Source organism: Streptomyces sp. V4I23, assembly GCF_030817975.1.
Lineage (GTDB): Bacteria > Actinomycetota > Actinomycetes > Streptomycetales > Streptomycetaceae > Streptomyces.
In genome coordinates, this window is record NZ_JAUSZW010000003.1 from 115775 (window position 1) to 129471 (window position 13697).

Annotated in this window: 9 protein-coding genes and 3 pseudogenes; 2 read left to right on the forward strand and 10 right to left on the reverse strand. The window is 65.4% G+C overall.

The window, feature by feature from the left end:
- Positions 1-1301: 1301 nt before the first annotated feature.
- The 6 genes and pseudogenes from QFZ82_RS02035 to QFZ82_RS02060 all read right to left on the reverse strand — a co-directional run bounded on the left by QFZ82_RS02035 (position 1302) and on the right by QFZ82_RS02060 (position 8885).
- Complete coding sequence (locus QFZ82_RS02035; RefSeq protein WP_307711457.1) at positions 1302-1544, reverse strand: hypothetical protein; 243 nt, start codon at positions 1542-1544, stop codon at positions 1302-1304.
- 650 nt (positions 1545-2194) lie between these two features.
- Positions 2195-3501 (reverse strand): annotated as a pseudogene (locus QFZ82_RS02040) (IS701 family transposase).
- 189 nt (positions 3502-3690) lie between these two features.
- The gene (locus QFZ82_RS02045) at positions 3691-4275 is read right to left on the reverse strand and encodes a hypothetical protein (protein WP_307711458.1); all 585 of its coding nucleotides are present in this window, start codon (positions 4273-4275) and stop codon (positions 3691-3693) included.
- Positions 4276-4838: 563 nt separating this feature from the next.
- On the reverse strand, positions 4839-5675 hold the full coding sequence (locus QFZ82_RS02050; protein ID WP_307711459.1) for a ParA family protein: 837 nt from the start codon (positions 5673-5675) through the stop codon (positions 4839-4841).
- A 1570-nt stretch (positions 5676-7245) separates the two neighbouring features.
- Positions 7246-7650: pseudogene (locus QFZ82_RS02055) on the reverse strand (transposase); the annotation flags it as partial.
- Positions 7651-7725: 75 nt separating this feature from the next.
- Positions 7726-8885, reverse strand: a protein-coding gene (locus QFZ82_RS02060; RefSeq protein ID WP_307711216.1) for an IS3 family transposase whose coding sequence is annotated in 2 segments (ribosomal slippage) — positions 7726-8621 and positions 8621-8885 — 1161 coding nt in all. Because the reading frame shifts where the segments join, the coding sequence is not laid out codon by codon here.
- Positions 8886-8948: 63 nt separating this feature from the next.
- Between QFZ82_RS02060 and QFZ82_RS39640 the strand changes: the two are divergent.
- Both QFZ82_RS39640 and QFZ82_RS02065 read left to right on the forward strand, forming a co-directional pair.
- Positions 8949-9086: pseudogene (locus QFZ82_RS39640) on the forward strand (IS5/IS1182 family transposase); the annotation flags it as partial.
- Positions 9087-9796: 710 nt separating this feature from the next.
- On the forward strand, positions 9797-10975 hold the full coding sequence (locus QFZ82_RS02065) for an amidohydrolase family protein (RefSeq protein ID WP_307711460.1): 1179 nt from the start codon (positions 9797-9799) through the stop codon (positions 10973-10975).
- A gap of 5 nt (positions 10976-10980) precedes the next feature.
- Here QFZ82_RS02065 and QFZ82_RS02070 read toward each other — a convergent pair whose 3' ends face one another.
- From QFZ82_RS02070 to QFZ82_RS02085, 4 genes are read right to left on the reverse strand one after another with little or no spacing between them, the layout of a single operon-like run.
- A complete protein-coding gene (locus QFZ82_RS02070; protein ID WP_307711461.1) occupies positions 10981-11976 on the reverse strand; it encodes a proline dehydrogenase family protein in 996 nt (331 codons plus the stop codon).
- Entirely contained in the window at positions 11906-12523 is a 618-nt protein-coding gene (folE, locus tag QFZ82_RS02075) for a GTP cyclohydrolase I (RefSeq protein WP_307711462.1), read from the reverse strand. The genes QFZ82_RS02070 and folE overlap by 71 nt, the downstream gene beginning before the upstream one ends.
- Positions 12510-12989: a 6-carboxytetrahydropterin synthase gene (locus QFZ82_RS02080; RefSeq protein ID WP_307711463.1), complete on the reverse strand. Its 480-nt coding sequence runs from the start codon at positions 12987-12989 to the stop codon at positions 12510-12512. The genes folE and QFZ82_RS02080 overlap by 14 nt, the downstream gene beginning before the upstream one ends.
- A complete protein-coding gene (locus QFZ82_RS02085) occupies positions 12986-13402 on the reverse strand; it encodes a hypothetical protein (RefSeq protein WP_307711464.1) in 417 nt (138 codons plus the stop codon). The genes QFZ82_RS02080 and QFZ82_RS02085 overlap by 4 nt, the downstream gene beginning before the upstream one ends.
- Positions 13403-13697: the final 295 nt, after the last annotated feature.

Genomic DNA, 13697 nt, shown 5'->3' on the forward strand with positions numbered 1-13697 from the left:
TCTGATTCCCTCGTCTGATCCCCGAATGCAGAAAGCGACTGCTCAGCGAGGGCATCATCGAAGCTCTGCTGCTCCCAACCCTCACCGGACAGCACCAACTCATCGACGCTCATGGCCTGTCCGGAGCACCGAGGGCATGCCCCGGCAGCTTCGCCGACCGTCCCAGTCGGGCTCACAACAGACTCGGCCGGTGCAGGGTCTGGCATCGCACGGCGCGAGGCAGCCTCAATAGCCGGGACCCGCAAACGGTCCCGGCCATACCTCTCCGTCCGATCCAGCACCAGGGCGCCGTAATCAAGGAGACGGTCGACAACCACCGCTCCCTGATCGATCGGGCAGCCCAGCGCTCTGGCGACTGTGGCGTCAGCGCGTCCGTACCCGTCCGTCACCCGGCCGGCCGCCATCCGCACCCGGCCGTCACCACGCGCCCGGAGCACGAGGAGCAGCATCGCGAGCCGATCCGTCGCGGCACCCCTCCCCCGCTGGCCCGCCATGAAGCCAGCGGGCGTGACCGGCTTGTCCTTGGGCGCCCACCCCGGACAGGTCACTGCCTCGCACAGTCGCAGCAGCGTTGCCAGGTCGCGGCGGTTCAGCATGGCCAACGGGTGGCCGGCCGACTCCGCCCGGGCCTCGCGTAGGGGCAGAAGCTCGAGTTCGACCGCAGTGGTCTGCCCTGCGGCATCACGCACGGGCGAACACGAGGCGATGCGCGACGCCTTCAGCCGAGGGATCGCAGTATGGGCCACATGTGAGACCGAGCAGCCCAACCACCCTGCAAGGTCCCGCGAGCGCATGACCACCCGCGCGGACCCCACGGGCGCCTTCGCAAGCAGGATCACCGCGGCAAGCCGTACCAGATCGCACTCCCCCGCGACTCGCGGGTCCTCGAGGAGAACGCGGATGGCAGATTCAAGCGCGCTGCGCATGCCCCGCATGAGCAGCAGTGGCTCGTCGAGAGAAGGGACCGTGGTGCCCGGACCTGCGGGAACGGCAGCGGCATCAGTGGTTGGGGGCACGTGGTGCGAGGCTGGCGTAGGCGGCTGATTCGAGTCGGCTTCGGGCACGACGGAACCAGCCCTCTGACTGGTAGCTATGATCTGCTCCTGTCGAGGAGGTACGAGGGAAACCCTCATCGCCAACAGGCTCCGCCTGGGGAGGTAGGGAGGCCGGAAGTGCGACGGTGTTCAGCTAGGGATGCGGGTTGCGCTCACCTCCTCGACAACACGAGTGGCCCGGGATGTGAAGTCCTGGGCCAGTTCGCTTTCCGACGCAGGTCTGATGCAAAGGCCTGGGAGTGATGATCAGGCCTTTGCATCGCGCGGGGTCTCGTCATCGCCGGCCGCTGGCTCACCGTCATCGGAAAGCTCGACGAGACGGACGAGGGTCTGGGACGCCCAGTGACCGATGGGCAAGTACAGATGCGGGACGTGAGCCTCAGCGAGGCGTAGGGCCATAACTGCGTGGTCGCTGGGTTTGATTGCCAACTCGGCGCCCTGAGGATGGACATACATCCCGGTCGCGTGACCGACGTCGTTGAGGTCCATGCGCGACTTCTCGATGGCAATCGACTCCCACAGGCGGACTGCCTGGCGGGTTGCCCTGCCGCGTTGTTCCGTCGGCCAGCTAACTCGCCGCAGGGCATCGAAAGTCCGCAGGGGGAGAGCGTCGCTCGGCCCAAGGATGTCTGGGTGCAGAACCTGTCGGTCCCTGGCTTCGTAGGCAACCTTCACTGCTACTCCCGCGAGTTTCGCCAGACGCAGGAGTGTCCAACGGGTCGTGCGTGGAGGCATGGGTGACGTCCTTTCACATCATCATCACCCAAACCCTAGCGCACTTCGAGCCAGATTTTTCCTGTCAGGAAAGACTGGCGTGTCGACATCAACCTGCGACTCCGTCCGACAAACACGCCTTTGTCCCTGAATTTGGGACTTGTGGGTCGTCGTTGTTGCTGCGGCGCTCTGGGGATCGGTGATTGCCCTGCGGATGAGTAAAGCTGACAGGGAAACGCTGTGCTCTCACTCGAGCGCGAGGCTGCGGCTTCGCGCTGCTGACCGGTTGGAGCGTCCCGCGCGCGTGCGGCCCAACATGCAGCCACACATTTAGCCATGCAGTTTCCCATGCAAATCATTGTGCAGCTTGCCATGCAAGTACCAGTTCAGAGGCCTCGAGCTACCGCAGAAACGCGTTCGGGCGGCTAGTACTCCAGTGCGGTTTCGTGATCTATCCCGTGGGTTCGTCGGCGGATCGTCGTCGGTAGTGGCTGCGACGGGCTGTGGCCTGGTGCTTTCGGCGCCAGTTGGACCAGTGCAGCAGCCTGGCCGCGGACACGGCTGGTGGGTGGAAGGCGGCGAGTAGGTGGCGGATCTCCGAAACGGTCAGCGTGATCGGTTCGCGGCTGCGGGTGGGGTGGTGCGGATCGGCGGCCCGGTCCGGGGCCGCACTGGCGGCGACGACGCTCAGGAAGGCCAGGGCAAGCATGGCGAGCGTGATGTGCCGGTGCCATGAGGTCCAGTGCCTGACCTGGTAGTGGTCGAGTCCGACCTGGCCCTTGGCTGCCTGGAAGCACTCCTCGACGCTCCAGCGGACACCGGCGACGCGGATCAGCTCCGCCAGGGGCACCTCGGTGGGTGACCAGCACAGGTAGAAGGCGAGTTCACCGGTGGTCCGGTTGCGACGGATGAGTAGGTGGCGGTGGCTGTCGCTGCCGATGTGGATCCAGGCCCAGTCGTAGTAGCGCGGGCCCTTCGCGCCCCTCCCGGCGCTCTGGCGGTGCCAGGAGGTGGCGGGCAGGCTGCCGGCGACGGTGTCCGCGCGGACGGGGGTGCGGCCGTGGTTGATCCGCACCCTGGCCGAGCAGGCGACTGCCAGGACGTAGCCGATACCACGGCCTTCGAGGCGGGCTCGCAGGTGCGGGTCCTGGCCGTAGGCTTCGTCGCCGGTCACCCAGGAAGCGGTGAGCCCCGCGTCCAGCGCGTCGGCGATCATCTCCCCGGCCAAGCGGGGCTTGGTCGCGAACTGCACCTCCTTGGGTATCCCGGCCGCGTGACGGCGGTCCGGATTGGTGCACCAGGAATGCTCGGGCAGGTAGAGCCGACGGTCGATCAGGGCCCTTCCTCGGCTGGTGGCGTAGGCGAGGAACACGCCGACCCGGGAGTTCTCGATGCGTCCCGCGGTGCCGGTGTACTGCCGTTGCACGCCCGCCGAGGCTCGGCCCTTCTTCACAAAGCCCGTCTCGTCCACGATCAGCACCGCGTCGTCGGTGCCGAGGTGGTCGGCGACGTAGGCGCGCAGGTCGTCACGGACAGCGTCGGCGTCCCAGCGCGCGTAGCGCAGCAGGCGCTGCATCGGCCCGGGCCGGGCGAGACCGGCCTGCTCGGCCAGCTGCCAGCAGTTCTTGCGCTCGACGTTCGACAGCAGCCCGAGCAGATAGGCACGGGCGGCGGTCCGCGGCTCAACTCGGCCGAATCGTCCCGCGATCCGGGCCATGGCCTGGTCGAACATCGCCCGCCAGCGGGCAGGGTCTACGCTATGGCCTGCGGCCACCGCACGATCTTCAGGAGTCCACACAACCCCCGATGATCATGCGGTGGCCGTACGCGTTACCAGCCGGGTCCACCAGCAAGATCGCGAAACCAGACTGGAGTACTAGGAACCGTCTGGTTCCTAGCCGCCCGAAGCCGGACTCCGCTGCTACTGGACTCGGCGCAGGATCTCCGGCCGCGCCAGAGGGCCCTCCCGGTCCAGGGCGTCGAGAAGGCTCTGTACCACGGCTGAGAAGAAGAAGATGACAAGTCCGCGCTTCGCGGCCTCCGTGATTTCCATGTCCAGATCGCGCGAGTCTTCGTATGCTGGCCCGCTGACGCGGTAGTTGGTGGGCCGGCCCGGATCGGTGACGCCTCCGCGCTCACGGAGGAACTCGTTGATCATCTCCAGACGTTCTTCCGTGGTGGACGGGGCGTGCAGCATGGCTACGTTGACGTAGTGCCCTTGCGCCAACCGCCGGTTGCCCGAGGCTCTCTTGTCCGCCGCGAGCCGTGCTTCGAGTCGCTTCTTGACATCTGGCACGAGCCGGTAGCCGAAGGTCTGCCAAGTCTGACCGTTGATGCGGTTGTCTAGAAAGCTCTCATTCAAGGCGGCATGCGCCCAGTTCTTCCCCTTCTTCAGTCGCTGAGCCTTTGGCCGTGTTTCCTCGCGCGCTTCTTCCGTCGACGCAGGGCTCGAGGAGCCCTGCGTCGAGTCGGCTTGCTCTGGCTGCGCTGGCTCCTCGCTGATCAAAGGCAGACCTGCCGGAAGACGTTCTGCTTCTGGCTCCGCTGACGGCGATGGCTGTGGGCCGGCGGTGGGAGCAGGAGCCGAGGTGAGGAGGGCTCCGGAGTTCGAGGCGTCCCTCCCCGACGGCGCGGCATCCTGCAGCCCGTGGGCCACTTCCGTCGAAGGTGTGCGCACCTCCGGAACGGCTGGCAACGACGGTGCCGCAGGGGACGCCACAGCTTCCGCCGCCGCGGGCGCCGCCATCGTGATCGGCTCAGTGAGTCCAGCAGACTCCACGGCATCGGAGGGCGGCGGAGACGGTGCGGCAGGAGGCTGTGTAGCTTCCGGCTCGGGGAGGTTAGGTGGGTTACTCAGCGAGGAATCGGATGAGGCAGGCTGCTCCTGGGTCTTGAACTGCGCCAGAAGCGCAGCGGTTGAATCAGTGCCTGAGTTGAGGTAGCTCCCACTCAACGCGTCAGCCATCGACGCACGCAAGACACTGCTCTGGACCTTGCTCCCTGCCCTCCGGCGGCTGCCGCCCTTCTTCTTCGCGGCCTCACCCTCAGGCTCCGGGCTGGTTGCTTCTCTCACGACGCCACCACCCTCTGCTTGATCCGATCAATGATCTCGACAGCAAGTTCACTGTAGGTGCCGCTCGGTTCGTGATTGGGGCTGTGGATACAGACCGGTCGCCCCTCGTCGAAAGCTGCAGAGATCAGTCCGTTGCGGCGCACCTGCGTCTGGAAGCGCCCCAGGCCGAGTTCATCGAGACGGGACTCGACCTTGGTGTCTTCGGTGGTGCGCTTCGAAGGGGGATTGGCCTTGTTGATGATCGTTCCGAGGAACTGCGGCGTGGCGCGCCCATGGGTGCGCTCCGAGGTTGCCTCCGTGAGCCCCTTAACGACCACGACTCCGGGGACGGTTGCGTACAAAGGTTCACAGACAGCAGCGACAAAGTTCGCGGCGGCCAGCGCTACGGCTGAAAGCGCGCTCACGCTTGGAGGCGTGTCGATGAGGATGAAGTCGTAGTGATCACGGATCGGCCGCAGGACGTGTTGGAGGACCAGGGTCCCCTCGAAGCCCTCCCCCGCCACCTTTCGCTCGGCATCCACCATGGTGCTCTGAACGGTCGCGAACAGGTCAAGACGCCCGACGTCGTCGAACTCCTGCAGTAGCTCGTCGCGAGAGTAGATCATGTCCGCAAGATTGGGCGTCATCCCATTGAGGTGTGCGTAGAGGGCGAACCCGGCCGAGCGCTGAGGCTGCGGCACGACACCCAAGGCGACTCCCGCCTGCGCCTGAGGATCCAAGTCAACGACCAGAACCTTCAACCCGTTAAGGGCGAGCGAACTGGCGAGATTGACGGTGGTCGTTGTCTTCCCAGGCCCTCCCTTCTGACTCACAATGCCCACCACTACAGCCACTGGACTTCCCTTCTTGCGTGCACACGTCTGCAAGGTGAAGACGACGCCGCTACAGTCAGCAGCGAATGCCATTTAGTGCTGACAGGAAAGCTCTCTCGTGGCGCCGTTGTCGATCAACGACTTCGGAAGCGCTGAACAATATGGGCATAGCTTGTCTAACTACGACAACCACCTTGCCAATTGCTCCCTTGTCCCACCCTGCAGTTTTCCTGACAGGCTAGCAGTGCCCGGACCTGGCAGTCGAGAGGCGTGGCGTGAGTCCCGCGTGTCTGCCTTGAGGTACCTCAGACACCTGTACTTTCGGCACGACGCCTGCCCCGCCATGCGCTGCCGGCCTTCATCCATCACTCGGCCTGCAGTTCGGGCCGTTGACGACGCAAGCCTTTGTGCGCACCAGTTGTGGGGCACGCGCGCAACTCGGAACTGCAACAGGGGGCGGTGTAGGAGCGAGGTCGCACCTCCGGTCGATGTAGGTAAGCCATGACCCCGCCCCGCCGCCGCCTTAAGGTCGTTAACGCCATCTTGCCGACGCCCGAGCAGGCGCCGTTACGAGTGGGCGCAAGCACCTGAGCTCAAAGGAATGCTCCGCCGACTGAAGGGCGTCAGGAACACCCCGACTGTCCCCCAGGGGTAAAGGCATGTGCTCACCCCGCAGAAACGGAAGGTGTTCAGACCGCTAGGGCATCACCCTGCGCCCCCACGCTTCGCCAAACGATGCTCTCGACTTTCCAAAGGTGTCAACACCGTCGCACGAGCACGCAAAGCGTCTTGCCTAGAGCCCAAGAGACTTCAGCAGGTCAGCCAGGTAGAGGGAATACGTTTGCGCGCTACAAGCGGTGAAAGTCCCAAATCGAATACCAGCCTACGAGCAGGATCACCAAAGGAAGCGCGTCCCCCTATGCGCAAGTCTGAACGCTACGTGACGCGCACCTCTGTCAGAGCGTGCACTCGGCGGACTTTGCGGCCACTCAGTGATGCACCTGAGCTCCCATTTGCGCGCACTAAGGAGGATCCGAAACGATGTCGCTTGCGCTGCGCACGCCACCGCACACGCAGCCAAACATTCAGAGATGCAATTCGCCACGCGTATGGCCATGCAGGTGTAGATGCACTTCCAAATGAGTCTCCATGTGCAAGTTAACATGCATATCTACGTGCAATGCGCCACGCATATCCCCACGCAAGTCGACATGCATCTACCAGTGCTGATCTAGGTGCAGACGGCCATGCCAACTGCGTTGCACAAGTTGTGAACTTGTGAAATCTGCTGGTCTGCAGGGTGCAACCATGCGGTGGTCACTGCCTCTGCCCTTGGCTAAGGGCTGTCCCTTAACTGCTGGTCCTGAGTGAGATGATCTTGCTGTGTCTGATGTGATCACGCGTCGGAGCCGACCTAGGCCCAATGCCGGTGACTTAAGTTCTGTCCCGCCGAGTGACGGTGACGGTGTCCGGTTCGGGTGGTGTCCAGTTGCGATGCTCGGCCCGTTTGAGCGGCCAGTTGGACATCTTGCGTTTGATCACTCGGGGGCAGGCCCGGTGGCGGCGTGCGGGCAGCAGGCGTTCGGTGATCTCAGCCAGGGTGCGGGCCAGTGCCCGAGCGAGTCGGCCGGGGGAAAAACGCCGCCTGGGCCGGGACCTGGCGGCGCACGATCCGCAGGGACCGGGTGAAGGACAGCCGGTCAGGGTCCAGGCCCTGACGTAGGGCGCTTTGGTGCATCAGCTGCCGGATGGCGTGGTGCACCAGGAGGAAGCCGTAGACCTCCTGCTCCACGCCCCACGGGTATTTCGAGCGCAAGATGAGCTTCGGGCCGCGCTGGTGGGTCTTGATCTCGTCCAGCGTGGTCTCGATCTCCCACCGCTGGGCGTAGAGCGCGGCCAGCTCCCGCGCCGGTGCCTGCTTCGGGTCGAGCAGGGTGGTCAGCAAGCGGTAGACGGCAGTGTCGCCGCTGCGGGCCAGGGTGTACTCGATCACCCGGACTGAGCTGCCCCGAGTTTCGTAGAGTCCGGTGGTCTTGTTTCAGGCGGACTGCGGGGTGGCTTCCTGTTGTCGTCAGAAGTCGCGTTCGTACTCGGCGGGCGGTACGTAGTCGAGTGCGGAGTGCAGGCGTTCTTCGTTGTACCACGTGACCCACTGGAAGATCGCCCGTTCGACCTGGTCGACGTCCCGCCACGGCCCTTGCATCTCGATCAGCTCGGCCTTGAACGTGCCGTTCAGGGCCTCGGCCATCGCGTTATCGTACGAGTCGGCCACGGAGCCGACCGACGCGGAGGCGCCGATGTCAGCGAGCCGGTCGGTGTACCGAATTGACACGTATTGAGATCCGCGGTCGCTGTGATGAATGAGGCCGGAGCCTGCCTTGATCCGGCGTCTCCACAGACCCATCTCCAGTGCGTCCAGGGGCAGTTCGGTCCTCATGTGGTTCGCGACCTGCCAGCCGACGATCATCCGCGAGTACACGTCCAGGACAAACGCCACGTATGCCCAGCCCGACCACGTCCTCACATAAGTCATGTCGGCGACCCAGAGCTCGTCCGGGCGGGAGGCTGTGAAGTCCCGATCGACCAGGTCCGGCGGCCTCGGCGCCGACGGTTCGCAGATCGTGGTGCGGCGCCGCTGTCCGCGAATGACACCCTCCAGGTTCAGCTTGGCCATCAGGCGCTCGACGGTGCAGCGGGCGACGTCCACCCCCTTGCGCTTGAGGGCACGGGTCATCCGGCGGGCTCCATAGGTGCCGTCCGACTCGGCGTGGACCGACTCGATCACAGGCATGAGCTGTTCATCGCGGAGCCGGCGGGCCGACTTCGGCCGCTTCTTGCGGGCAAAGTACGTCGACGGCGACAGCTCCAGCACCCGGCAGACGGGATCGACCCCGAGACCCTTGTCACGCAGATGGTCGATCACCTGCTCGGCCTCGTCCGGGGACGGTCGATCTCCTGGGCAAAAAACACCGACGCGGCCTTGAGGATGTCGTTCGCCCGCCTCAACTCCGCCACCTCTTTGCGGAGTTGCCTGAGCTCGTCCTGCTCGGCGGTGGTCAGCCGGTCGTCGCGCTCGCCACGGTCGGCCTCCGCCTGGCGGACCCAGCCGCGCAGGGCCTCTTTATGGATGCCCAGGTCCTTCGCAACGTGCGCGATCGGGCGGCCGGTGGAACGGACCTCGCGGACCGCGCGCTCGCGGAGCTCGTCCGGGTATTTACGGGGTGCAGGCATGGTGTTGGTGGATCTCCTTCGCCAGGACCGTAACCCTGGCATCAGGGACTCCACAAATCTCAGTACAGCTCACTCCCCGCACGCTCCGAAGCCGTGATCCACCTCGCCATGACCGACCTCATGGCCCGCCGCCTCACCGGCGAGAACACCATCTCCTGGCGCGACCCGACACCGCAGACCAAACAGCCGATTCCGGGATAAAACAATGGAAAAAAACGACCTCTGAGCGGTGACCGTGCTGGTCAGGCCCGGGAGGCACTTGGGCTTGACCTCGTCGATACGGACGGTGGAGCCTCTGGTGACGGCGGCCGCGCGGTCTCGCGAAGCGTCTTGGCGCGCTGCTTGGCTGTGGAGTAGCGACCCCCACGCGTAGCTTTGGTGAACTCCAACAACAACAGCAACACCGTCACAAGTGCGCCCGTCTGTTCGTGGGAAGCGACGTAGTCGAACGGCAAGCACTGGTACTGCGCGCGGCGCACGACGTAAACAGCTCGCCAAAAGCGACGAAGGCGTGGCCGCCGTTCGGAGCCTTGGGGGTCGGCATTGAGACACTGCTCCGGCAGGGGGAGGCTGTCGAGCAGGGCCAGGGCGGTGCGGTGCGCCGTCGCGTCCAAGGCCATCGCGCGCGAGTTGTCGGCGGCAAGCCATCGGATGAAGTCCGCCAGCGTGTCCCGCTGGCTCTGTAGCGATTCCCGCGGTCCGAGACGGCTGGCCCGACCAGGCTCTGGTGGCCGGCCCGTCATACCTTTTCCCGCCCAGCACAGGAGAGTTGACACCCCATGGACATGCGCATCACATCTCCGGGACCGGGACCGGGACCGGGACCGGGACCGGGACCGGGACCAGGACCAGGACCAGCACCGGAATCGGCTCTATGGCTGACCTCGGCACAGATGGTGGACGGACGCGGGGTGGACATACTGATCGCCGGTGGGATCGTGACCGAGGTGGTGGCCGCCGGCGCGTCGAACGGGCGTCCCGGCAGGCGACTGGATCTCAGCAGCTATCTGCTGCTCGGCGCGCCGACGGAGCCGCACGCGCACCTGGACAAGACCGGCACATTCGATGACGTGGCGTGTGGCACAGGAGAACTGAACGACGCGAGAGAAGCCTGGCAGCGCTGGTCGGCGGGCAGGGACCGGGCCGACATCATCCGCCGCGCGGAAGGCACCCTATCCGCCCTGGTCGCCCATGGCGCGACGGCGGTACGCACGCACGTCGCCCTTCATCCCGACGAAAAGGTGCCGGTCGCGCTCGAGGCTCTGATCGAGCTGCGCGAACGATGGCGGGACAGGGTGAATCTGCAGGTCGTTCCCATGCTGTCACTGGATACGCCCGACGAGCTTGCCAAGACTGCGGTCAAGGCCGGTGCCGACCGCCTCGGCGACGCCCCGTATCGCTCGCCGGACCCCGAAGCCGCGGTGGGCAGACTCGTCGGCCTTGCCCAGGCGTACGAAGTCGGCCTGGACGTCCACACCGACGAAACCCTCGATCCGGGAACGCTCACACTGGCGACGCTCGCGGACTTGGTCATCGCACGGGACTTCCCTCATCCGGTCACAGCGAGCCACTGCGTCAGCCTGGGGCAGGTACCGCCAGACCGTCTGGGACCCATCGTGGACAAGGTGGCGGAGGCGGGCATCGGTGTCGTCACCCTCCCCCTGACAAACCTCTATCTTCAGGGGCGCGGCCGGAGCCCGATCCCGCGCGGACTCACCGCGGTTCAACCGCTCCTCGCGGCGGGCGTCGTGGTTGCCGGCGGCGGCGACAACGTCGGGGATCCGTTCAACCCCATGGGCCGGGCAGATCCGATGGAAACTGCGTCACTGCTGGTCACCGCGGCGCATCTGACCGTCGAGCAGGGGTACTCTGCGGTCAGTGACGCGGCGCGCCAGGTGCTCGGGCTGCCTCCTGCCGGGCCGGTACCCGGACGGGTCGCCGATCTGCTCGCCATCAAGGCGTCCAGTCTCACCGAGGCCGTCGGCCGGGCGACGGAGGAGCGCCTGGTGTTCACGGCCGGCCGGCTCGTGAGCAGAGTGACGGTGCGACGCGAGCTGTTCGGCGTCGCCGGCTCACCGGACCGTCCGTGACCTCCTCACTTCCTCAGCCTCCTCGGTGGTGTCTCGGCGAGGCGGCGCAGATAGAAGCGCAGCCAGTCGGGGCCGTACGGGATGTACACACGCGTGTCGATGCCCCGTCGGAGCAGGCAGTCCACGTCGTGCGGCCTGATGCCCAGTGACACCTCGCACGGGAGCGGACCCAGGCTCAGCAGCAAGGTCTCCCGCAGGAGCCGGTCATGGGTGGCGAGTGTGACGTCACCTCCTTCCTTGCGTATGCGATGGGCGATCCGGGCGAAGGACATGTCCGTCCACTCTCCCCGCGGCCAGGACACCTTCGGACTCTCCGTGAAGGCTCCCTTGACGAGTCGCACCGGCACTCCGGCCGCGGCCAGGCGTGCGGCATCATCGGAACTGCGCCGGAGGTTGGCCTGCACCGTCGCCATGACCGGTGCACCCTGAGCCGCTACCTTGAGCACGGCCCGCAGGGTGTTCTCGGCAAGGTCCTCGGTCTCGGCGCCGATCTGCAACCGGCGGCCCGGCCCGAGCTCGCCCGCGATACGTTCCAGTGCCCGTACACAGGTGGACCAGGATTCCCGCAGGCCCAGGTGGGAAGGGTCGGCCGACAGCCACACCGCCTGCCGCCGACCGGACGTCGCGGTGACGAGATCGGCGTAGGCGTCGCCGACCCGCGCCGTGTGCACCTCCCCGGTCTCCACTCCGAAGAGATCCAGACTGACACCGCATCCCTTCGCCACCAGTTGATCCGCACGTCCCAGGGCCTCGGCTAGATCCCGGCCTCCGACGTGGCGCCGAGCGTATTGCCACAGCACGCTTCCTACGTGTGGAACCGTGTCTGTCAGCCGGCTCAGGCCAGCGGAGAGACCGGGAGCAGCCAAGGCCCGTCGGGGCCGGTAGCGTCGGGCACTCATCCCGGCCGCCTCACTCGCCGTGGGCTGACCGTCATCGGTCGGCCATGGCGCCGATGAGCTGATTCCGCAGCACGCCGTCGGTCTGGAACACACCGCGCACATGCTGGGTGGTGACCTTTGCACCGTGCGCCCGCGCTCCGCGCAGCGTCATGCAGGCGTGGCCTGCCCGCAGTATGCAGCCAGCCCCCTGCGTGTCGAGACACTCCGTCAGTGCATCCACGACCTGCTCGCCTATGCGCTCCTGCATCTGGGGGCGGGCGGCGTACTCATGAACGATGCGGGCGAGCTTCGATATGCCGACGATCTCCGCCCCCGGCGACGGGAGGTAGGCCACGACGGCCTGTCCCGTGAACGGCAACATGTGATGTTCACAGACGGAGGTGAAGGAAATGTCGGCGGCGATGATCAACGACGCACGGCCGACGGGTGGAAAGGTCACCTGCAGATGCCGTCGCGGCTCTCGCGTCGTGCCTTCTGTCATCTCGAGTAGTGCCTCGGCCAGTCTTCGCGGAGTGTCCCGAGTCGACTCGTCTTCGCATTTCATGCCCAGCGTAGCGAGCAGCTGTCTGGCGGCCCTGACCGCTTCCGCCTCGGTGGCAGCCGACGTGTCGTCAAGCAGGGTGATGCCATTGGCACTAGTTGTGGCCATGAGGTCTCCAGATCGCCGAATTCACGTGTGTTTCAGAGATGTCCACCTGACTGACTTGCACATCGACCCGCGTGTCGAGCTCCCCGATAACCTGGCTGCCTACTCTTCCGATGAGAATGGCCACATTCTCGACCGTCGGCCAGGCGAGTTCATGGGACAGTGTCTCGGCGTCCGACGGATCGCCCGCCCCGAATCTGTACAACTTGCACTGATGGGATTGCAGGGCGGGCACGAGTTCATCGGCTGCCCCCAGCATCACGCCGTGGTCCAGATACATGTCGATCCACTGCCGTATCTTTCGCTTGAAGGCCCCGAACTCTACGACGACATCGTCTGGCATGGACGCGGCGGTCACCTCGATCTCGCACCACCAGGAATGCCCGTGCAGGTTCACACATTTGCCGCCCAGTTGCGGTAGTCGATGAGCGGTTTCGAAGTTGTGGCGTATCGTCACCGAGTGACTCATGCAGCCTCCCATCGCGCGACGGCTCCGCCCTCGCCGAAGACTCCTACGCTGGTTGACTCCACAACCACACCGTTGGCTATGAGGTGTTCGCCGAGTTCTCGCGCAATCGCCTCGCAGGATGCCGCGCCCCATTCCCGCTCGGTCGGCCCCCACCAGGTGCGGACAGTGTCGGTCAGATTGTGGAATTCGCTGTCACGCTCATCGTGAGCGACCAGGACATCGACCCTGACCTGGAAAGTATGGCGATGTCTGCTGACCAAGTAGTCACGTGCGGGCGGCGCATCGGGCCAGCGATGAAAGCCGATGAGGACCAGTTCGATCCAGATCGTGGTACTCGAATGGTGCCGGTCCCGGCCGGTCGCTGGAGTTTCAATTGCCTTGCTAGGCGCAGCATTGAACTGACGACTCATCATCCCTCCAGCTGACTGCTCTACGGTGGGGACTCTGTCCGGTAATACGGCTCCCGGGCCGGTTCAGATCACCGCCGGCCCGCCTGTTATCCGACCGTCACACGGCCATGACCATGCGACGGGAGCGACAGCATGAATGAGTGCTGTCAGCTGCCGACTTGCATAGCGATCCGAAGTGCGGGGAACGAGGAGCCCACAGTCGTCCTGGCCGTTGCTGGTGCAGTTCCCGAAGCCATCACCAGAGTTGATGAACAACTACCAGCCAGGGAAGATCTCAGTACAGCTCAGGTCGAGGTCC

What these genes read in the sequence shown, in the direction of transcription:
- QFZ82_RS02035 (WP_307711457.1), bottom strand. Translation starts at nt 1,544, where the DNA reads ATGGACCTCAACGACGTCGGTCACGCGACCGGGATGTATGTCCATCCT.
- QFZ82_RS02080 (WP_307711463.1), bottom strand. Translation starts at nt 12,989, where the DNA reads ATGAGTCACTCGGTGACGATACGCCACAACTTCGAAACCGCTCATCGA.
- QFZ82_RS02070 (WP_307711461.1), bottom strand. Translation starts at nt 11,976, where the DNA reads ATGTGCGCGGTGTGTTCCAGACCGACGGCGTGCTGCGGAATCAGCTCA.
- folE (WP_307711462.1), bottom strand. Translation starts at nt 12,523, where the DNA reads ATGGCCACAACTAGTGCCAATGGCATCACCCTGCTTGACGACACGTCG.
- QFZ82_RS02085 (WP_307711464.1), bottom strand. Translation starts at nt 13,402, where the DNA reads ATGATGAGTCGTCAGTTCAATGCTGCGCCTAGCAAGGCAATTGAAACT.